The sequence below is a fragment of the Roseovarius sp. EC-HK134 genome (genome assembly GCF_902498815.1).
In the GTDB taxonomy this organism is placed as follows: domain Bacteria; phylum Pseudomonadota; class Alphaproteobacteria; order Rhodobacterales; family Rhodobacteraceae; genus Roseovarius; species Roseovarius mucosus_A.
On the sequence record NZ_LR701543.1, the window covers coordinates 143,098 to 162,296 of the forward strand.

The window sequence follows — 19,199 nt, forward strand, 5'->3', positions numbered from 1 at the left end:
GTTCACTCCTTGTGTGATGCCGCGTCCGGATGGTCCGCCTGTGCAGGTGTCGTGGTGACGGAGAAAGTGCCGAACATCGCGCCGAAGACATGGGTGATCCATGCATCGCGCCCTTTGCGCCACGCGCCGAGAACCTCGCCGGTGCGTACCGCCAGCGCGCGCTCGGTGACAATCGCGGGGTGGTTTTCCGGCAAAGGGTCGCGCGTCTCGCGGATTGTTTCAGCGGTGAATTTTGCCAGCGCCATCCACGGGTTCACCCGTTCGGAAAACATCGTTCTGGTCCAGCGCATGGGATGCAGGGCGCGCAGCATCTCGGCGCTGACCGGGGTGGTGGCCGCACGGATCCAAGGACTGACGAATGTCGAATAGGCGGCCTCGTTGATCCGCGACATCTGCGCCACCTGCTTCAAGGCCGCATCGTCCGAGGCGATGCCCAAGTCACCGACCTCGCGTTGCTCGAACCGCACCGCGAAATCACCGCTCTCGCAATCCGGGTCGCCCGACGGGTTGTCGATCACCATCTCGTAGAGCCCCAGGGCAAGTGCCTCGACCTCGTCTAGGCTTTCCAGGATGGCACGATGCTGGAGCCGCGCGACGGAGCCGGAGACGAAGATGCCCAGATGCCCGACACGCGGGTGGGTCATGTAGACGATGCGCTGCCCGGCTGCCTTGAGTGCATCGGTATCAGGATAGAGCTTGCCGATCCACCCCATTGCCTGTTCGGGCGGCGTGATGTTGTCACCTTCCGAGGCGAAGATGATCAGCGGGTTGCGAATGCGTTTGAGGTCAATGGTGCAATGCGCGTCCAGTTGCATCTCGCCCCGCTCCAGCCGGTTGCCGATGAACAGGTTCTGCGTAATGCCGAGGATTTCCTCGCGACTGAGCGTGTAGTAGCCATTCCACCAGCGTTCGAATTCAAGGAACCGCTCGCGTTCGGTGTCGGCATGGGCAAAGAGGGTCGCGTATTTGTCCCAGATCGCCTTTTCCGGTTGCAGGGTCTCAAAATTCTGCGCCAGCCAGGCGCCATCGAACCGGCCATCGCCCAGATCGGATATCATATGCGCGGACCAGGCCCCTCCCGAGAGCGCGCCCATCATCCGCATCGGGCTGCTTGCCGCCTCGCCCGACCAATAGCTGAGCGGTGAGCCATTCAGCACAATTGGACCGGTCAGACCGTCGCAATCCGCCGCCAGCAGCGTTGCCGCCCAACCGGCCTGGCAATTGCCGTAGAGCACGGGGGCCGTGTCCGGACGGCGACGCGCGACCTCGGAGACGAAATCGCGCAGGGCATAATGCACATCCGCCAGGGTCTGACCCGGCACCGGCTCGGGAAAGAAGATCACGAAATAGACCGGGTGGCCCTCGTGCATCGCCATGCCGACCTCGCTGTCGCGCTTGAACCCGCCGATGCCCGGCCCGTGCCCGGCGCGCGGGTCGATCACGATCACCGGCGGCTTGGCCGCATCGACGCAATCGTCCCAGCAATCCTCTCCGACCCGCGTGATCCTGAGCAGTGCGTAGTTGGCGGGCCGCTCGAAATTGCGGGCGTCAAGCAAAAGCTCGTAGTCGAAATCCAGCAGCGGCGGCATGCCCTGCCGCTCATGCGCGATCATGTTGTCGGCGCGTTCGCGCAGCGCATCGAGGAACAGGATCCAGCGTTCAAAGGCGTCTTGGGCATAGGGCGTCCGCGCGCCCGTGCTCGCATCGTCAGCGACAGGTGCAGGAGCGTGTTCAGGCGGCTCCACCGCAAGGCGCAGGCTCTTGTTCATGTTCGGTTTCCTCTTGACTGGGGGTCTGTGCCGGAGGGTCGTCCAGCGAGCATCACAAGCACGAGATCCTCCGCAACATCCTCGCGCAGACCGGTCAGGAGATAGGACGCATCGCCGGGCTCGATGCCCAATGCGCACGCCGCGAGTGACGGAGGCTGGTTCATCATTTCGACCCGGTTGAACAACGCCCGCGCCATCGGGGCGTCGGCATGCCCGAAGGTCTCGGCACAGGCACAGGTCATCCGCGAGAACAAGATGCGAAGATCATCGTCGTCGGATGATGAGTGACGGGTTTCCCCTGATTTACGATCCATCGTCTTGCGTGGCATGGCTAGGCGACTCCTGTGGTTGAGCCTTCGGGCTTGGTCACAGAAGAAGACGCCGGAAGATGGAAATCGTTACAGACCCGTCGGCAGGGCGATCAGTGTGCCTGTCCCATGTCTTCGCAATCGGTTTCGTGTTCGACGCTCGCGCAGCCTTCGGGCGGACAGGAGCAATCCTCGCGGTCCTCCCGACAGCATGAGCCGCAATGCGCCGTCAGCGCCTCGCGCAAAGCGCTGCGCGCCCTGTGAAGCCGGACACCGAGGGCATTGCGCGTCAATCCGAGATCGGCCGCCACGGTCTCTCGATCCTCCTCGCCGAAATCTATGCGCCGGATCAGTTCGGACTCCGCCGGGCGCAGTTCGTAAATCAGCCCCTCATGGCAGGTGCATAGCCGCGCCATCTGACTGGGCGCATCGGCGATCCAGTCTTCGGGTTCGCGCGCCGCCGCTGCCGCCAGACGGCTGCGCCGGGTTCCCTTGCGGTAGTGGTCGTTCAGGGTGGAGCGCAGGATCGTGTAGAGCCACGCATCCATCCGGTCGACATCGCGGAGCTGATCCTTGCGGGTCAGCACCCGGATGCAGAACTCTTGCAACACATCCTCGGCATCCGCGCGGTTGCCGAGCCGTTTGACCAGGAACCCCATGAACGCGCCGCGCCCGTCCAACAGCGCGCGTTCCGGCGAAGTGTCGGGCACCTCCCGCTTGCGACTGTCTTGCGATGCCATGATGTCCCTGCCCTTTCCGCGTATCTTGCGCTGTCATGCAACGATGGTCTGACTGTTGCATCTTGCAGTTTCAATGCGGGCGGGCATTGACATGGATCAAATGCGTTGCTGCCCGTTGCGCGGGTGTGAAAGACATCGGGTTTCTGTCCGTCTGCAGCAAGGTGGCTTTCGGCGGTGACGGGATGGCCAGGATGTCGCACTGCAACCTGCCGGCGTCAGGTTTCCCTTCGGCGCGGTACGACTACCCTTGTGGTCTGCCCTTGAGATTGACGAACACGATCCCCAGAATGACCAGCGCAATACCGGAAAACTGAATGCCGGACAGACGTTCCCCGAAGAACAGCGCGCCAATCGTAAGACCGAAGATCGGGACCAGAAAGCTGAACACGATTGCCCGGTTCAACTCGACCTCCTCCAAGACCGAGAACCAGACCCAATACACCAGCGCCGAGCCGAAAAGGGCCAGCCCCAGCAAGGATAGCGTGAAGACCGCGTTCCATTGAACCGCGGTTGGATCTTCCATTGCGAAGGCCGCGATGGCCAATGGCACGCTGCCGATGAGCAGTTGCACCCCCATTCCGAAAAGCCCGTCCACCTTGTCCGCGATGGACTTGATCGCCACGTTGCTGATGGTCACGCCGACCGCCGCCAGAACGATATAGGCAAAGCCGATGGCCGAGCCGTCCTGCCCCCTGTCCAGCAGTTGCGGCAGGGCGATCACGAGGACACCCGCGAAGCCGACCGACAGGCCGATCCAGCCGATCATCGGCAGGCGCTCGCCAAGCCACGCGACGCCAAGCATCGCTGCAAGCAGGGGCTGCGTGTTGGCGATGACGGTGGCGATGCCGGGAGACACAAACTCGGCCGCATGAAACATGCCCAGAAACCCCAGGCTGGTCGCCCCAAGGCCGACGACAGCCAGTGTCACCCAGATGCGCCCGCCGCGCGGAAATGGCCGACGCAAGATCACGGCCAACCCCACCAGAGCCGCGCCTGCCAAAACCGCCCGCATCGTCGCAAAGGTCAGATGCGGCGCGTATTGCAGCCCCGCGGTGATCAGCGGAAAGCACGCCGCCCACAGGAACATGGCCAGAAAGATCTTGGATATGACGGTCGGCGACATCGAATTTCCTTATCTAGATCAGAAGCGGCAGGAATTGCAGAAAATGTCCGATGTGCCAACTCAGGGGCGAAGTAAAAAGACGTTGCGCCCGCCTAGATCTTACACTGGGAAGGCCAGAGGGCGCTGGCCGAGCCTCCGATTCTTCGAGCTCCGGCGATGCAATGACAGAACCGCAAGCAATCGGAGCAAGCGAAACACCCTGACGCTGTAACGTTTCCGGTGCTTCGGCGTTGTACTCCACAGAGGTGCGATATGAATGAGGACCGAAAACACCGATCTTCCACAGAAGATCGGCCCGACACACCCGCCAAGGCCGCAGACGCCGCCGAAGAAGTCCTGCAAGTGTTCATGCTCCGGGCCATCGGCCGCTCCGGGCAGCTTCGCGATGTGCGCGCCGTGCGTGGCTGGCTCAGCCAGATCCTCGCGTCGTCAATCGCTGACTATTGGCCCGCAGGGATAATCCAGGTCAGCGGCGCGACAAAGATGATCAGGCCGAACAGGATGGAATACGCGGTGGGAAACCGCGCCGCCATGCCCTTCCCGTCCGGTGTCTTGGTCGATGATGTGTCAGACATCTCAAGTCCCCCTTCTTCAATGTGATTTCTGCGAGTGTGCGGCGTGAAGCGGCACCTGGCCTGCCTGCGCATCGCCCTGACCGCCGCCGCTGGCGGACCCACTCTTGCCCGCACCAATACCTTCCAGCCGCGTTCGTTTCAGCAGCAGCGCGTTGACCGCCACCAGCGCGGAGCTGCCCGACATGGCAAGTGCTGCCACGGCGGGGCTGATGATCAACGGATAAAACACCCCTGCCGCCATCGGAAAGGCGACCACGTTGTAGGCCACGGCCCAGAACAGGTTCTGGTGCATCTTGCGCAAGGTGGCGCGCGACAGCTCGATGGCCCCCACGACATCGTAGGGATCGCTTTTCATCAGCACGACATCGGCGCTTTCCATCGCCACATCCGTACCCGCACCGATGGCAAATCCGACATCGGCCTGGGTCAGCGCGGGTGCGTCGTTGACGCCGTCGCCGACCATGCCGACCTTCTTGCCCTGGGCCTGAAGCTCTTTCACCTTCTCGGCCTTCTGGCCCGGCAGCACGTCGGCCAGCACCATGTCGATGCCCAGCTCGCCCGCGATGCGGCGCGCCGTGCCTTCGTTGTCGCCGGTCAGCATCGCCACCTCGACGCCGCGTTCGCGCAGCTTGGCCACGGCGGCCATCGCACTTGGACGCGGCGCATCAGCAATGGCGATCAGGCCCAGCATCCGTCCGCCCTGCGCCACATGCACAACCGTGCGGCCCTCGCCCTTCAGGCGCTCGGCCTCCGCCGTCAGGGTGCCGACGTCGATACCCTCCTCGTCCATCAGGCGCCGATTGCCTACCAGCACGGTCTTGCCTGCGACTTCGGCGCGCGCGCCGCGGCCTTCGAGGTTGAGAAACTCGGCCATCTGCGGGACGTCGAGGTCCGCAGCGCGTTCTACAATGGCGAGCGCCAGCGGGTGGTCCGAGCCGCGATCGACGGCCGCCGCAGCCCGCAGCGCGTCATCTTCGGTGCTGTCCTCAGCAGCCACGACTTCGACCACGCGCGGTTCGCCCATCGTCAACGTGCCGGTCTTGTCGAAGACGATCACGTCAAGCTTGGTCGCGTCTTCCAGCGCACCGGCATTCTTGAATAGGATACCGTGCTGCGCCCCCAGCCCGGTGCCGACCATCACCGCCATCGGCGTCGCAAGCCCCAGCGCGTCAGGACAGGCGATTACGAAAACGGTGATCGTCAGTGTCAGCGCGAAGAGAAGCGGCGAGCCGATCCACCAGAACCAGACCGCGAAGGTTGCAAGTCCGATCACGACGGCGATCAGCACCAGCCATTGTGAGGCTTTGTCGGCCAGAAGCTGGGCGGGTGCCTTGGAGTTCTGCGCCTCCTGCACCAGCTTGACGATCTGCGCCAGCGCGGTGTCGGCCCCGACCTTGGTGGCGCGGTAACGGAAACTGCCGCTCTTGTTGATGGTGGCGCCGATCACGGTGTCGCCAACGGCCTTGTTGACCGGCATGGACTCGCCTGTCAGCATGGATTCGTCGACCAGTGATGCGCCTTCGACAACCTCGCCATCCACAGGGATCTTGTTGCCGGGCCGGATCAGCACGATCTCGCCCTCAAGTACTTCGGAGGTAGGCACCTCGACGTCTTGCCCGTCGCGGATAACGGTCGCCATTGGCGGCGCAAGATCGAGAAGCGCCCGGATCGCCGCCGAGGCCCCTGCCCGCGCGCGCATCTCCAGCCAGTGACCCAACAGGATGAACACCAGCAGCACCGCCACCGCCTCGTAGAATTGCACGCCCGGAAAGAAGAAGGTAGACCCGACGCTGAACACATAACCGGTGCCAACCGACAGCACGACCAGGACCGCCATGTTGAGGATGCCGTTGCGCAAGGCGCGCCAGGCGGCGACGAAGAACGGCCAGCTTGGCCAGATAATCGCGGCACTACCCAGGAAGAACAGCCACAGATCCAGTTCCAGCCCGAAGGGCGGCGCGGGTGGCGTGAACAGGCCACCCATTGGCGAATAAGTGAAGATCGGGATGGTGAACAGCAGCGCCACCCAGAAGCGGTTGCGCATGTCGCGGACCATGCTGGCCATGTCCATGCCACCGCCGTGGCCCATCTCGTGCGCCATCGCGTCGTGGCCAGCCGGGGCCTCTGCGCCAGACATTTGATGGTCGGCATGGCAGACATGGTTCGGAACCCGCTCCCCGGCGCAGTGGAATCCGCAGGCCTCAACCGTGTTGCGCAGCTCTTCCTCGCCCACTGCCGTCTCGTCGTATTGGACTGTCACGCTTGCCGATGCCGGGTTCGCTTCGGCTCTGTGCACTCCGTCGAGAGCTGACAAATGGCGTTCGACCGCGAGATGATCGAGTTCCTCGAACAGCCCGCGGACCTCAAGGGTCAATGATTTCATGCTTGGCTCCAGTCCATATAAATCGCGATCAGGAATTACCGATTGGGTGTTTGTGTGATAGACGCGGTTCGGCTTCAGACATTACATCGGCACATCGGCGGAATTGTCCGGGCCACGTCCGCTGGGCGTGTCCTCCGCTTCAGTTTGGAAAGTATGCGGCAAGTCCAGTTGCGTAACGATGTGTCTCGTCCTGCGTCAGTTCTGAAAGAAACATTGAAATGGAGACAAGACATTGACGGTGCTCGCAAAGCCGAGCGACAAGACCCACAAATCCTTCGCCCTTGTACTCAGTGGCGGCGGCGCAAGGGGCCTGTCGCATGCCGGTGTGCTACGCGCACTCATATCCCGAGGCTATGTTCCAAGTGCAATTGTGGGCGTATCCATGGGTGCGGTCGTGGGTGCCACCTATGCCCTGAATGACGATTGGTTCGACGCATTGGTCGCCATGGACACCAGCGGGTTTCCGGCAACCCCGGGCTTTCGACTGCCAGGTCTGGCCGCAAGGATGAGGGGCCTTCGGACCGCTCTGCTTGCCGCGCGGGACATGTACTTCGGTTGGGGCGTTGGCACGCCTACCGAGACATGGGGCCGCAGCGTCCTGTCCAGTCTGACGCAAGGTAAAAATCTTAAGAATGGTCGCATCCCGATCTTTGTCTGCGCGACGGATATGCTGACCGGGAAACGTGTGGTTTTCGGCAAGGGGAATGCCACAGATTACATTTATGCCAGCGCGGCGCTCGCCGGAATATTGCCACCCCTTGTCGATGGTCCGCATGTGCTGATGGACGGGGCCTATGCCGACATAGCGCCGGTCGATGTTGCAAGGGAAACTGGCGCAAAGGTCGTGATCGCCGTGGACCCAAGCCAGAGCGAAAACACCATTGGCCCGAAAAACGGCATGCAGGCGATGCTGCGATCCATTGAAGTCTGCCAGTATGAACATGCACGGTTGCGGTTCGCGCAGGCGGACCTTGTGATCCAGCCTGAATTCGGACAGTCGATCGGCACACTTGAATTCGGTCTAAAGCGCCACTGTATCGCGGCTGGGGCCGTGGCCACCCGCCGCGCTTATGTTGATATCGAGACGCTGCTTAATTCCGGGAATGCGGAGCGAATGGCCGAGCCGCTGGCAGGCTAGGATAGCAATATCACCACTTTGACCGACTGGCACAAAACCGCGCCTTAAGTCACCCGGGAAACACTCCCGCGAACAGCCCCATCAGCGCCGTGACCAACGCGGTCGCACCTAGCACAACCAACAACGGCAGCGCGACCTCTGCCCGAACCGCTTCGCCATCGCGCGCCTGATACATCGGCACCACGATGCGCAGATAGACCGCCAGCGCCAGCACACTGTTGAGGATACCGATCACCGCCAGCCACAAATAGCCCGCCTCGATCGCGGCACCGAACAGCAGAACCTTGCCGACAAAGCCGAAGAGCGGAGGAATGCCGGTGAGCGACAGCAGGAACACGACCATCGCCACGCCGACCACCGGGCGCGCGCGACCGAAGCCCTTGAAATCGTCCAGATTGCGCCCCGCGATCATGATGACGGCAAAGGCCCCAAGGTTCATCGCCACATAGGCCGCGCCGAACACGATCACCGAAGGCAGGGCCAACGGACTGGTGCCAAGCGCCACAATCCCCAGCATGAAATAGCCCGCCTGCGCCACCGAGGAATAGGCCAGCAGCCGCACGACATTGCTCTGCACCAGGGCGGCCAGATAGCCGAATGACATCGTCACCGCCGCGATCAGCGCGACGACGACGGGCCAGCCGGTAGCGACAGGCAGATCGCGCAGCACCTGTGCAAAGGCAAAAATCGCCGCCACCTTGGTGATCACCGACAGAAAAGCCGCGACCGATACCGGCGCGCCGTCATAGGCATCGGGTGCCCAGAACTGGAACGGCACCAGCGCCGCCTTGTAGCCCAGCCCGATCAGCACCGCGACCAGCCCCGCCAGCGCGATCAGCGGCTTGTCCTGAAGCGCACCAAGCTCGGAAAAAAGCGTCGATCCGGCACCACCGAACCAGAAGGTCAGCCCGTAGATCATCACCGATCCGGTGACGGCGCCGAACACCAGATATTTCATCGCCGCCTCGGTCGCCGCATCGTCGCGCGGCCAGGCTACCATCGCGAAGGAGCCCAGACCCGTCAGCACCACGCCCAGCACCAGCAGCATCATGTCGCCATCGCCCGCCAGCATCAGCGCCCCAAGCGTCACAAGACAAAGCAGCGTATAGACACTTCCCTCGCGGTCCTTCCCGGCAATCTCGGCCCGCGTCATCAGAAGCGCCAGCGCGGTGCCTGGCAGCAGGATCAGCTTGGCCCAGCCCGACAGCAGATCGACTCGGTAGGTGCCGCCAAAGACGCTGGTGTCGGCCTCCAGCAGCGGCAACGTCAGCGCGGTGGACAGGCCCAGCCCGATCAGCCCGAATGTCAGTGCCAGACGCGGCGCACGCAGCATCTCGGCCACCAGCATCAGCACGACCGTCGAGGCCAACATCAGTTCGGGAAACAGAAAGGACAGGTCGCGCGCCATCAGAGTTGCAGCGCCCGCATCGTCACGTCGATCATGTTCAGCAACCAAGACGGCGCCACCCCGATCAGGATGATGAGGACAAGCAGCGGCACGATGGCCAGCATCTCGCCCCGGTCCAGATCGGGCATCGCCGCCCATTTCTCGTTTCGCTCGCCCAGAAATACCGCCGCGATCGCGCGCAGATAAAGCCCCGCCGTCACCACGATGGCGATGATCGCCACGATGGCCCAGGGCTGGGCATTCAGTGTGGCCAGGAAGATCTGAAATTCAGCCGGGAAATGCGCCAACCCCGGCAGCCCGAGCGAGGCAAAGGCCGACAGCACGAAGGCCCAGCCCAGCCATGGCACCTGCCCCAGCAGCCCGCCGAACGCGGTCATCTCGCGTTCGTGGGAGCGCGACTGCAACATGCCGACGAGAAAGAACAACGCCCCGGTGACGATGCCGTGGCTGACCATCTGCAAGGTCGCACCATTGAGCGCGACCGCCCGCAAGTCAGGGTCCAGCGTCAGCGCCGCCACCGCGACGCCGATCACCACATAGCCCATGTGGTTCACCGACGTATAGGCGATCATCTTCTTCAGATCTGACTGCGCCAGCGCCACGAAGGCACCGTAAAGGGCGCTGAATACGCCAAAGGCCAGCACCACCCGACCGGCCTGCGCAAAAGCGTCGGGCGTCATTTGCAATGCGAAACGCACAAGGCCATAGGTGCCGAATTTCAGCATGACGCCGGCCAGGATCACGCTTCCCACGGTCGGGGCCTGCACGTGGGCGGCCGGTAGCCAAGTATGCACCGGAAAGGACGGGATCTTGACCGCGAAGGTGAACAGCATCGCGATCAGCGCCAGCATCGCCGCCAGCCCGGTCAGCGGCGGGGTCTCGATCCACAGGCGCATGTCGAAACTTCCCGTAGCCAGATACAGCCCGATGATCGCCAGCAACAGCGGCAGCGATCCCAGCAACGTGTAGATGAAGAACATCAGTCCGGCGCGCTGGCGCTCTTCATAGCCCCAGCCGACGATCATGAAATACATGCCGACCAGCGACACTTCGAAGAAGACGTAGAACAAGAGCGCGTCCAGCGCCGCGAAGGTGCCGATCGACGCGGTTTCCAGCATCAGCATCAGCGCGACAAAGACCGCCGGGCGGTCGGTGATCCGCGCCGCATAGATCGCCGACAGGAAAAACAGCAGCGAGGTCAGCAGGATCAGCGGCAGGCTCAGCCCGTCGACGCCAACCCGGTAGGCGGCACCAATGGCCGGGATCCAGGCGATTTCCTCGACCTGCGCGAAACCGCCCGGTAGCGTGCCCCGCGCCCAGATCGCCAGCGTCACCACGAAGGTCAGCCCGGTGGTGGCGATGGAAACGCCATGGGCGATGCGCGCCGACTTGTTTGGCAGGGCCATCAGCAGCACGCCACCAAGAAGCGGCAGAAAGACGGAGATCGAGAGAAGGGGCATGGCGGGGTCGTCTTTCTTCAGGAGGACATCGGTAAGATCAGCAGCACCGCCGCGATGACGGCAATGCCCATGACTGTCAGGGCGAGTTCGCGGTGGATCAGCCCGCTTTGCAGCAGGCGCAGGCGGCGGCCGGCGGCGATTGTCCGGGCGACAAGGCCGAAGATCAGCCCGTCGATGCCATGGGTGTCGGTGTTTTCGGCGCCGTCGCCAAGGCGCAGGTTCATCCGGCCCACCTGAAGGGTCGCGGCATAAAGCCGGTTGTCTGAACGCTCGGCACTGGATGCGGTGCCAAGGCTCAAGATCCGCACAAGGCCAAGTTGCGACGCCAGCAGACGCCGTTCGAAACCTTCACAGGCGGCGGCAAAAGCCAGCGACGGGCGCAGCACCAGCCCGTCCATACCGCCCGCGACGGCAAAGCCGCGCTGCGCCATCGGCAGAACCGGCCCCATCAGGCGGGCAGGTTGGATGAACCAGCCCAGCACCAGGCCGCTCAGCGCCGCCAAAAGCCCGAGGATCATCGCGGTTCCTTCCGGCGGCAGTTCGGCCTCAAGCAGATGTTCCAGCGGCGTGAAGGCGAACCCAAGCCCCGCCGCCAGCGCCGTCAGCACCGCCATGCCCGCACCCATCCAGCCCATCCCCTTGCCCAGAACGGGCTGGGCCTCGCCCTGCCACAGCACCCGCAGCGCCCGCGCCATATAGGCCCCGGTCAGCACCGTGCCTGCCAGCGCCAGCGGCGCGAGCCATACGACCCCGGGGGCCGCCAGCGCGGCGGCAAGGATCGCGTCCTTGGAAAAGAACCCGGCCAGCGGCGGGATCCCCGCCAGCGCCAAAGCAGCAATGCCGAAAGCGGCCAGCACCAGCGGTCGTGCCCGGCCCGCGCCCGCGACCGCATCCATGTCGGTGCTGTCGCGATCATGCTGGAACACACCCGCCCCCAGAAAAAGCGTGCTCTTTATCGCCGCGTGGGCGATAAGGTGCAGCAGCGCCGCCACCGGCACCCCCGCGCCAATGGCCAGCAGCATCAGCCCGTACTGGCTGGAGGTCGAGGCGGCCAGCAGCCGCTTCAGGTCCCGCTCGGCCAGCGCGATCAGGCCGGCAACGACGGCGGTGACGCCGCCCACCAGCCCGACCGCAATCAGCGCGCCTGCGGGCAGCATCGGGGTCACGCGGATCAGCAGGATCGCCCCCGCCGCCACCAGAGTCGCGGAATGCAGCAAAGCGGAGACCGGCGTCGGGCCGGCCATGGCGCGCTGCAACCAGTCCTGCAACGGCACCTGCGCCGACTTGCCCATCGCGCCGATCAGCAACAGCAACCCGGCGACCAGTGCGGGCGTGCCGCTAATCGCCAATGTAGCCGAGATTTCCGAGGTGCCGGCCCAGCCGATCAGCACAAAAATCCCCAGATAAAGGCCCAGATCGGCGCTGCGGGTGTACAGAAACGCCCGTGTCGCGGCACTGGGCACGCCGTCGTGGCGATGCCAGAAGCCGATCAGCAGATAGCTGGAAAAGCCGATCAATTCCCACGCGGCCAGCACGGTGATCCAGTCGCCCGCCAGCACCAGCGTCTGCATCGCCGCGACAAACAGCAGCAGGATGCCGAAAAAGCGCGGCCTTTCGGGGTCGCTGCGCATGTAACCCACGGCATAGACCACCACAAAAGCCGCCACCGTCGCCACCATGGCCGAAAACACCGCCGTCAGCGGCGCCGCGACCAGCCGCAGGGGCATCTGCGGTAGGCCCGGCAGGACCAGTTGCACCGCATCGTCCGCGACGGCCCCCGCAAGGGTGCCCGTCGCTGCCAGAAACCCGATGCCGACGCCGACGAGCGCAATCGCTTCGGGTGCGCGCCGCAGCACGAGCGCCGCCAGGCCCGCCATCAGCGGCGCAAGGATGATGAGCGCGAGCATCGTCATCCCTTCAACTCCCGCGCTTCTTCCATCTCGACCGATCCGCGCACCCGGAACCGCGCGATGGCGATGGCAAAGCCGACCGCCATTTCGACCGCCATCACCGCCATCACGATAAGCACGAACATCTGACCGGCCGGTTCATCGGGATGCAAGTAGCGCCAGAAGGCCACCAGATTGACCAGTGCCGCGGCCAAAATCAGTTCGACCCCCATGATGATCATCACCAGATTGGTCTGACTCAGCGCGCCATAAAGTCCGATACCGAACAGCCCCGTGCCGACGCTTAGGGCGATCATGAGTTCCAGAATCATTTGCGCTGCTCCGCGTTGGGGACGATGGCCACCATCGTGGCCGCAACCATGGCGGTCAGAATCGTCAGACCCGCCGACTGAAAGATCAACATTGACCGGCCCAGCAATTCGCGCCCCAAATCGGCGGCCTGTTCATGCGCGCCTGGCACCGACTGGGCCACAGGCCCCCAATCGGGCAGCCAGACCAGCAGGAGGGCGGCCAGTAGCCCGATGACCCCAACCCAGAGCGACAAGCGTTTCTGGTGCGTCATGTCCATTTTGCCCATGCCGCCGGGATCCATCATGAACATCACCATGAAGATGGCCATCACGCTCATTTCCGTGGCCATCATCATGATCTGCAACACACCCAGAAACTCGGCCTGCATGACCAGAAACATCGCACCGATCGCGGTTTGCGAAAACAGCAGCGCCAGCGCCGAGCGCACCATTGAATGGGTGCGAAAGACCACGACGCCAAACCACACCGCCGCGCCGCCGAAGAACGCCAGAAAGATCATCTGAACCGTCATATCGGCACCACCAGGGCGATCACGCCCACGACAAAGATATTGGCCAGCGCCAGCGAGATCCCCAGCTTCCAGCTCAGCGCCAGATAGCGCGCCTCGCGAATACGCGGCATGTAGCGCCCGACACTCAGCATAGACGCAGCCACGGCCAGGATCTTGATCGCGCTCCAGGCCCAGGGCGGCAGCCACGGGCCCAGCCAGCCGCCCAGATAAAAGGTCACGGTCGCCCCCGCCAGCGCCAGGATAATGACCATCCGCGCCAGCCGCAGCACCGCCAGCCGCACGCCGGTATATTCCGCCTCGACCCCGCCGGCCAATTCGCCGGTCGCATCGGGCAGGTCCAGCGGCGGCAGCCAGGCCAGCCCCATCGCCGCCACGACGAACAGGACAAACCCCACCGGCTGGTACAGCACGTTCCAGAGCTGCGCCTGCGAGGCGACGATCTCAACCGTCGAGAGCGACTCCGCCCGCATGGCGACGGCGGTGATCGGCATCACGATCAGCATGGCATAGGCAATGAACTGGCCCAGGAACCGCCAGCCCGCGATCATGGCGTAGGCCCCGTTCGGCCCCCAGCCCGCCATGATCAGCGCCACCAGCACATAGGCCAGCGCAGCGTTCAAAAACAGCGCCCCGGTGGCCAGATCGGTAATGATAAGCCCCGGCGCCAGCGGGATCACCGCCACCGCCATCAGCCCCGCCACCAACAGCAGCACCGGCCCAAGCTCAAAGAACAACCGGTCAGATTTGCGCGCCAGCAGCGATTCCCGCCCCATAAGCGCCAGGGCGGCCCAGGCCGGACCCGTCAGGCTCAGGTGCCCATGCACGGCCCATCGTTCGATGACGGCCAGCGCATAGGCCCCGGCGGCGAGCGACAGGAGAACGACAAGAATGCTCATCCACGCACCTCCCAGGGCGACAGGTCGAGCGAGGCGACGGCGCTCAGGGCATCGCCCAGTTCCTGCTGCGCCGTCACCGTTTCGACAAGGGCGATGTTCACGTCTGTCGGCGTGTCGAGATCGGCTTCGACCACCTTGCCATTGGCCAGCTTCACGCGCAGCGACGCCGTGCCGCGCGGTGTTTCGATGCGAGCCTCGCCCTCGCCCGACACCCTGTCCACATCCGGCACCTGCGGCACAGCAATCCTCCCGGCGGCCGCGATCACGTCGAGACTTTGGGCGATCTCGTCGCAGCGCAGCCGCAGTCGGGCCAGCGCATCGCCGCCGTTGCGGACGCGCATTTCGAACCCGAGATCCTTCAGCGTTGGATCACCCGTTCGGGCATCCGATCCGCCACCTCGCGCCCGGTCCACCGGGCCGCTGGCCGGGGCGTCCTTGCCGATGCGCGCGATGCGTCTAAGCCGCATCCGCATCAGCGGGGCCGCCTGCACCCGGCGCGACAGCCGCCGGATCGCCCCAGCCTGCGTGGCGATCCCGGCAACGTCGGCACCTTGAACGGCCAGTTGCAATGCCCCAGCGCGCGCGGCGAGCCACAAAAAACCCGACTGAAGGCCGAACTCGGCCAGCCAGTTCAGGTGGCTGGCGATCCGCTCGCGTTCCACGGCGGCGGCGCGGCCACGGCGCGCGTCATGGTCGGGCTCGACGCCGGCGGCCACCTCAATCGCAGCGCAAGCCAGCGCGCGATAGGACACGGGGCTGAGCGGCATCATGGTGGCCAGACGCTCGACGAAATCGGCCACCCTCATCTGCGGCCCATCCATCAAGTCCGTCGCGCCGACAAGGCTCGTGGCGTCGCTGGCCGCAACGGTATCGCCATCCAGCGTCAACGTCAGCCGCAGCCCAGCCGGCAGGCCGGGAAAGAACGGCCCGAACGGCACCTTGATCCAGTCCATCTGTAACCCGTCGCTGCTGCGCGGCTGGTCCTTGGTCATCTCGACCATCGACATGAAATGCGGCTCGATCCCGTCGATAGCGGCCTTGGAGTGGCCGCCATGTCCGGCATGCCCATCGTGGCCGGAATGGTCCTGCTGTTTGCCATAACCGCCGTGATCGCCATGCCCGTGACCGTGACCGGGACCGTGGCTTTCCACCTCCTCCGCCTTCACCAGGTTCATGCCGCATTTGGGGCACTTGCCCGGTGCATCGCTGATCACCTCGGGGTGCATCGGGCAAGTATATGCCCCCGACCCGCCCGCCTTGTCGTCTTGACCGGCATGATCGCCATGCGCCGAGGGCGCGTGGCTTGCGTGCCCATGCCCATGCCCGTGACCGTGGCTTTCCACCTCCTCCGCCTTCGCCAGGTTCATGCCGCATTTGGGGCACTTGCCCGGTGCGTCGCTGATCACCTCGGGGTGCATCGGGCAAATGTATGCCCCCGACCCGCCCGCGTCTTGAGCGTGGCCCGCATGTGCGTGATCGGCGGGGTTTGGCCTGTCCTCCCGGGGCATTACGTGGCCACCGTGCCCACCATGTCCATCGGACGCTGTTTCGCGCGGCACCAGCGTCATGCCGCATTTGGGGCAGTCTCCGGGGGCGTCGCGGACGATTTCGGGGTGCATCGGGCAAGTGTATTCCACGCGCACCTCAAGAGCGGGGGCGTTAAACTCCCCGCTGTCAGCGCGAAACGCGCCCGCGGCGATCACGCGGCGCAGATCGGCCAGCCCGGATCGCAGCCCGGCCCGTGTCAGCGGGGCCGACACGTCCGCATCGGGCAACGGGGCGATGTCGCCTGCGCCCAGTGCCAGGATCGCGCGGGGGCGCGGCATCTGCGCGTAGGTGACGGCGGCGGCATCGCGCAGACCGGGGGGCAAGGGGCCAACGACGATCAACAGGTTCGCATGGCGCGGGGTACCCACGATCCGCAGGGGCGACCCGGCCAGATCAAGCCCCATCGACCGCGCGACAGACGCGCCGGGCAGCACAAAGGCTGTCAGATCGCGCGCCATGGCGGTGGAAATCAGCCTTCTCAGTCCTGTCATCGCACCCGCGTGCGCCCCGGCAATGGTCATTGCCGCCTCAACGCGCCCTGGCTCCAGCCATAGAGCAGCCCGAGAAACAGGATGGCCAAAAACACCCCCATGTCGAGCAAGGCGATCAGCCCTTCTTCGCGATAGACGACCGCCCACGGATACATGAAGGCCATCTCCATATCGAAGGCCAGAAACAGCAGAGCATAACCGGCATAACGCGCGTGGTAGCGCACCCAGACCGGATCGCGCGACAGGGTGCCGGCGGTGGCAGGCACGTCCTTGCCAGGTTCCGAGCGGGCGCGCCCGATGGCACGGGCAAGCCCGAACAGGCTGAGCACGAAACCGATCACACCGACGCTCAGCCCGAAAAGGATCGCGTATTGGGAAAGCTCGCTCATCTGTAGCAACTCCTTTAGGCTGTCGCATCCCGATCAGGTTAAGGGTTTACTCAGCGCGGCACAATCAAGCCAATGCCAGCGCCCAAGCTGCCGTTATGCACAGACGCTTTGAGCTGCGGATCATTACAGTTCTCCGAAAAATCCGGGCTTGGGACTTCAAGAATACAGGTCACCAATTGGTTTCTTCCAATTGGGTGGCCGGTGATTTAGCGTTGCATAACTGACGATCCGAACAAACGGGACAGAGGGAAGTCAAATGTGCCTGTCCGCGCAAGTCAGCTTTGCCGCCAGTGTTTTTCTTGTTGGCGGCGGCACGGCCATTTCAATTGTGGCGTGGAGGCGCAACAAACGCTATCTCCCGCTTGCCCTGATGCCGCTTTTTGCCGGACTGCAGCAGTTTACCGAGGGTTTTGTATGGGTCGGCATGAACGGAAGCGATCCCCTGACGGTTTTATGGGGGGCAATGGGGTTCATCTTTTTCACCTGGTTCATGTGGCCGATCTGGGTGCCATTCTCGGTCTACGTGCTGGAACCGGACGACAGCCCCCGCAAGCGGTTGTTTCGCCTCATGGCGTTGATCGGACTGGCCTTCGGACTGTTGCTCTACATTCCGCACGGGCTGAACAGCAGCATGGTCGTGGTGGAGATCAACAACCAGTCGCTGGCCTATGAAAAATCAATGTGGCTTGACTACATGATGCCGCGCTGGCTGACCAATACGATCTACGTGACCCTTATCACCCTGCCGCCAGCGCTGTCGCATTACAAACACATGCGCCATTTCGCCCTGACGCTGGTGGCGGTGATCGTGGTCGATATCGCCTTCCTGCAGTTTGCATACATTTCGTTTTTCTGCCTGCTGGCGGGACTGGCGACACTACATCTGGTCTACATTATCCTGACCAATAAATGCGCGCGTGAGTGCCCTGAACTCTTTGCCTGACGCCGCGGTGCCGACAAGCACACCCCTGTCCCGTTCCCGGCATCCAATGCACTGAACCTCGCGCAGCGGTGAGCGCGTGCCCTTCGCGGCGCCGGTGCGCAGTTCCACTTCCACCTCCATGATCCGGGCGGCCGCATAGGCCAGCATCTCGCGCACCAGATCCCTGTCGGCCTGCTTTTCGGTCAGATCGAAAAGCGCCATTCTCTCGTCGGTCATCGTCATCTCCATCTGGTTCAGGGTTTCGCAACCCAAAAAATTGGACGTTGGGCCAAGTAGAACCCGAACGCATTTTTGTTCGTACCCGACGGCATGGGGTAGTCATCGGTGACTCGCCCCAAAGCACCATTCTTTGTCTGTGGCCCTAGCTCTTAAGGCTCCTACACGTTCACAAAATTTTGTTTGTTTCCGGGGCACGTTAGGCGCACAGGTATCTATCCTGTTCGACCCAAAGGCGAAAAAGCATCGAGCATTAATTAGGCTGGCTGCTCATCCATTTCCTACACCACAATCGTGCTATCGACCTTCATTCAACAAGCGTGTCAGATTGCGGTTCATGCGGAAACATTTCGCCATCAACATGCCGGCCCTGCGTTTCGCGCGAAATGCACTCGTTTTCAGCCTCCTCGGCCTGATCCCGGTGCTTCTGGCTTACGTGATACTGACCCCCGGCTTCGGCACTCTTCTGCTGGGTGGTGGTCCGCCGCTGAGCAGGTTCTTGCGGCAGGTCGTGACGAACGGTCTTCCGGTTGCCTTCTTGCTGAACTACGTGAGTTTCTTTCTCTTTGCGTGGATTGTTGCCACTCCGGGTCGCAGCTACAAACTCAGTTTCATTGTTCTTGCAGACCTGCCCGTGCGTGTGCTCGGTTTTGTCGGGCTGCATGCCTTGATCTATGTCTTGTCAGCTGATTGGTTCGGATCCTTTGGGGGGAGCCGTGCGTCGGCCCTGCGAGTCGTTGCGCCGACGCTGGTGCGTTCGTTCCTTTTCGAGAACATCTCGGGCGTCTATCTCTACGCCACGCTGGTGAGCGCGCTGCCGCTCTATGTCACGGCTGTCGAGAATTCGGAGGGGTTGGGCCAGCTTGCCAAGGCATTTCCGGGACGATCTGGGTCCGTATTGTTTGCATTTGTAATATTTGCTTTTTATATTTTCGCGATGACCGCTTTTGCTGCCTTGCTCGTCTGGTGGGGGAAGGCCTGACGAGCGCCAATTTCGGCCAATGCAGCCCTCGGGCCATACTTAAAGGGAATTCTCTGAATTTTCGAAATGGTCCATGGAGCCAACCTTTGCGGCGAGT

Annotated in this window: 17 protein-coding genes and 1 pseudogene; 3 read left to right on the forward strand and 15 right to left on the reverse strand. The window is 63.4% G+C overall.

Annotated features, from left to right (window positions below; all coding sequences use genetic code 11):
- Window positions 1-2: 2 nt before the first annotated feature.
- The 6 genes from GC127_RS03480 to GC127_RS03510 form a co-directional block, all read right to left on the reverse strand.
- Complete coding sequence (locus tag GC127_RS03480; protein WP_151976481.1) at window positions 3-1,769, reverse strand: DUF3141 domain-containing protein; 1,767 nt, start codon at window positions 1,767-1,769, stop codon at window positions 3-5.
- A complete protein-coding gene (locus GC127_RS03485) occupies window positions 1,766-2,098 on the reverse strand; it encodes a hypothetical protein (protein WP_254699984.1) in 333 nt (110 codons plus the stop codon). The genes GC127_RS03480 and GC127_RS03485 overlap by 4 nt, the downstream gene beginning before the upstream one ends.
- Before the next feature lie 92 nt (window positions 2,099-2,190).
- Window positions 2,191-2,817, reverse strand: a complete 627-nt coding sequence (locus GC127_RS03490) for an RNA polymerase sigma factor (protein ID WP_151976483.1) — start codon at window positions 2,815-2,817, stop codon at window positions 2,191-2,193.
- Between the two features lie 241 nt (window positions 2,818-3,058).
- On the reverse strand, window positions 3,059-3,940 hold the full coding sequence (locus GC127_RS03495) for a DMT family transporter (protein ID WP_151976485.1): 882 nt from the start codon (window positions 3,938-3,940) through the stop codon (window positions 3,059-3,061).
- Between the two features lie 440 nt (window positions 3,941-4,380).
- Window positions 4,381-4,515 (reverse strand): hypothetical protein, encoded by a 135-nt coding sequence (locus tag GC127_RS23225; RefSeq protein WP_257898314.1) that lies wholly within the window; start codon window positions 4,513-4,515, stop codon window positions 4,381-4,383.
- Window positions 4,516-4,531: 16 nt separating this feature from the next.
- Complete coding sequence (locus GC127_RS03510; protein ID WP_151976489.1) at window positions 4,532-6,898, reverse strand: cation-translocating P-type ATPase; 2,367 nt, start codon at window positions 6,896-6,898, stop codon at window positions 4,532-4,534.
- 238 nt (window positions 6,899-7,136) lie between these two features.
- Here GC127_RS03510 and GC127_RS03515 point away from each other — a divergent pair, with 238 nt between their 5' ends.
- The gene (locus tag GC127_RS03515; RefSeq protein WP_254699990.1) at window positions 7,137-8,036 is read left to right on the forward strand and encodes a patatin-like phospholipase family protein; all 900 of its coding nucleotides are present in this window, start codon (window positions 7,137-7,139) and stop codon (window positions 8,034-8,036) included.
- Window positions 8,037-8,085: 49 nt separating this feature from the next.
- Here GC127_RS03515 and GC127_RS03520 read toward each other — a convergent pair whose 3' ends face one another.
- Genes GC127_RS03520 through GC127_RS03560 form a run of 8 tightly spaced genes read right to left on the reverse strand, consistent with a single transcriptional unit; the run spans window position 8,086 to window position 16,961 of the window.
- A complete protein-coding gene (locus tag GC127_RS03520; RefSeq protein WP_151976620.1) occupies window positions 8,086-9,444 on the reverse strand; it encodes an NADH-quinone oxidoreductase subunit N in 1,359 nt (452 codons plus the stop codon).
- Window positions 9,444-10,904: a NuoM family protein gene (locus GC127_RS03525; RefSeq protein ID WP_151976493.1), complete on the reverse strand. Its 1,461-nt coding sequence runs from the start codon at window positions 10,902-10,904 to the stop codon at window positions 9,444-9,446. Before GC127_RS03525 ends, GC127_RS03520 begins: the two co-directional genes overlap by 1 nt.
- Window positions 10,905-10,921: 17 nt before the next feature.
- Window positions 10,922-12,817: an NADH-quinone oxidoreductase subunit L gene (locus GC127_RS03530; protein ID WP_151976495.1), complete on the reverse strand. Its 1,896-nt coding sequence runs from the start codon at window positions 12,815-12,817 to the stop codon at window positions 10,922-10,924.
- Entirely contained in the window at window positions 12,814-13,125 is a 312-nt protein-coding gene (nuoK, locus tag GC127_RS03535) for an NADH-quinone oxidoreductase subunit NuoK (RefSeq protein ID WP_151976497.1), read from the reverse strand. Before nuoK ends, GC127_RS03530 begins: the two co-directional genes overlap by 4 nt.
- Window positions 13,122-13,637 (reverse strand): NADH-quinone oxidoreductase subunit J, encoded by a 516-nt coding sequence (locus GC127_RS03540; protein WP_151976499.1) that lies wholly within the window; start codon window positions 13,635-13,637, stop codon window positions 13,122-13,124. The genes nuoK and GC127_RS03540 overlap by 4 nt, the downstream gene beginning before the upstream one ends.
- Window positions 13,634-14,533: an NADH-quinone oxidoreductase subunit H gene (locus GC127_RS03545; RefSeq protein WP_151976501.1), complete on the reverse strand. Its 900-nt coding sequence runs from the start codon at window positions 14,531-14,533 to the stop codon at window positions 13,634-13,636. Before GC127_RS03545 ends, GC127_RS03540 begins: the two co-directional genes overlap by 4 nt.
- Entirely contained in the window at window positions 14,530-16,572 is a 2,043-nt protein-coding gene (locus tag GC127_RS22725; RefSeq protein WP_199861176.1) for a heavy metal-binding domain-containing protein, read from the reverse strand. Before GC127_RS22725 ends, GC127_RS03545 begins: the two co-directional genes overlap by 4 nt.
- Window positions 16,573-16,598: 26 nt before the next feature.
- The gene (locus tag GC127_RS03560) at window positions 16,599-16,961 is read right to left on the reverse strand and encodes an NADH-quinone oxidoreductase subunit A (protein WP_151976503.1); all 363 of its coding nucleotides are present in this window, start codon (window positions 16,959-16,961) and stop codon (window positions 16,599-16,601) included.
- Between the two features lie 256 nt (window positions 16,962-17,217).
- Here GC127_RS03560 and GC127_RS03565 point away from each other — a divergent pair, with 256 nt between their 5' ends.
- On the forward strand, window positions 17,218-17,904 hold the full coding sequence (locus tag GC127_RS03565; protein WP_151976506.1) for a DUF6629 family protein: 687 nt from the start codon (window positions 17,218-17,220) through the stop codon (window positions 17,902-17,904).
- 27 nt (window positions 17,905-17,931) lie between these two features.
- On the opposite strand, the pseudogene GC127_RS03570 reads toward GC127_RS03565, so the two are convergent.
- Window positions 17,932-18,120 (reverse strand): annotated as a pseudogene (locus GC127_RS03570) (IS256 family transposase); the annotation flags it as partial.
- A 337-nt stretch (window positions 18,121-18,457) separates the two neighbouring features.
- On the opposite strand from GC127_RS03570, the gene GC127_RS03575 reads away from it, so the two are divergent.
- Window positions 18,458-19,102 (forward strand): hypothetical protein, encoded by a 645-nt coding sequence (locus GC127_RS03575; RefSeq protein ID WP_151976508.1) that lies wholly within the window; start codon window positions 18,458-18,460, stop codon window positions 19,100-19,102.
- The last annotated feature ends 97 nt before the right edge of the window (window positions 19,103-19,199 follow it).

Coding starts and splice junctions, on each gene's coding strand:
- GC127_RS03480 (WP_151976481.1), bottom strand. CDS start 1,769: ATGAACAAGAGCCTGCGCCTTGCGGTGGAGCCGCCTGAACACGCTCCT.
- GC127_RS03485 (WP_254699984.1), bottom strand. CDS start 2,098: ATGCCACGCAAGACGATGGATCGTAAATCAGGGGAAACCCGTCACTCA.
- GC127_RS03490 (WP_151976483.1), bottom strand. CDS start 2,817: ATGGCATCGCAAGACAGTCGCAAGCGGGAGGTGCCCGACACTTCGCCG.
- GC127_RS03495 (WP_151976485.1), bottom strand. CDS start 3,940: ATGTCGCCGACCGTCATATCCAAGATCTTTCTGGCCATGTTCCTGTGG.
- GC127_RS23225 (WP_257898314.1), bottom strand. CDS start 4,515: ATGTCTGACACATCATCGACCAAGACACCGGACGGGAAGGGCATGGCG.
- GC127_RS03510 (WP_151976489.1), bottom strand. CDS start 6,898: ATGAAATCATTGACCCTTGAGGTCCGCGGGCTGTTCGAGGAACTCGAT.
- GC127_RS03520 (WP_151976620.1), bottom strand. CDS start 9,444: ATGGCGCGCGACCTGTCCTTTCTGTTTCCCGAACTGATGTTGGCCTCG.
- GC127_RS03525 (WP_151976493.1), bottom strand. CDS start 10,904: ATGCCCCTTCTCTCGATCTCCGTCTTTCTGCCGCTTCTTGGTGGCGTG.
- GC127_RS03530 (WP_151976495.1), bottom strand. CDS start 12,817: ATGACGATGCTCGCGCTCATCATCCTTGCGCCGCTGATGGCGGGCCTG.
- nuoK (WP_151976497.1), bottom strand. CDS start 13,125: ATGATTCTGGAACTCATGATCGCCCTAAGCGTCGGCACGGGGCTGTTC.
- GC127_RS03540 (WP_151976499.1), bottom strand. CDS start 13,637: ATGACGGTTCAGATGATCTTTCTGGCGTTCTTCGGCGGCGCGGCGGTG.
- GC127_RS03545 (WP_151976501.1), bottom strand. CDS start 14,533: ATGAGCATTCTTGTCGTTCTCCTGTCGCTCGCCGCCGGGGCCTATGCG.
- GC127_RS22725 (WP_199861176.1), bottom strand. CDS start 16,572: ATGACAGGACTGAGAAGGCTGATTTCCACCGCCATGGCGCGCGATCTG.
- GC127_RS03560 (WP_151976503.1), bottom strand. CDS start 16,961: ATGAGCGAGCTTTCCCAATACGCGATCCTTTTCGGGCTGAGCGTCGGT.
- GC127_RS03565 (WP_151976506.1), top strand. CDS start 17,218: ATGTGCCTGTCCGCGCAAGTCAGCTTTGCCGCCAGTGTTTTTCTTGTT.
- GC127_RS03575 (WP_151976508.1), top strand. CDS start 18,458: ATGCGGAAACATTTCGCCATCAACATGCCGGCCCTGCGTTTCGCGCGA.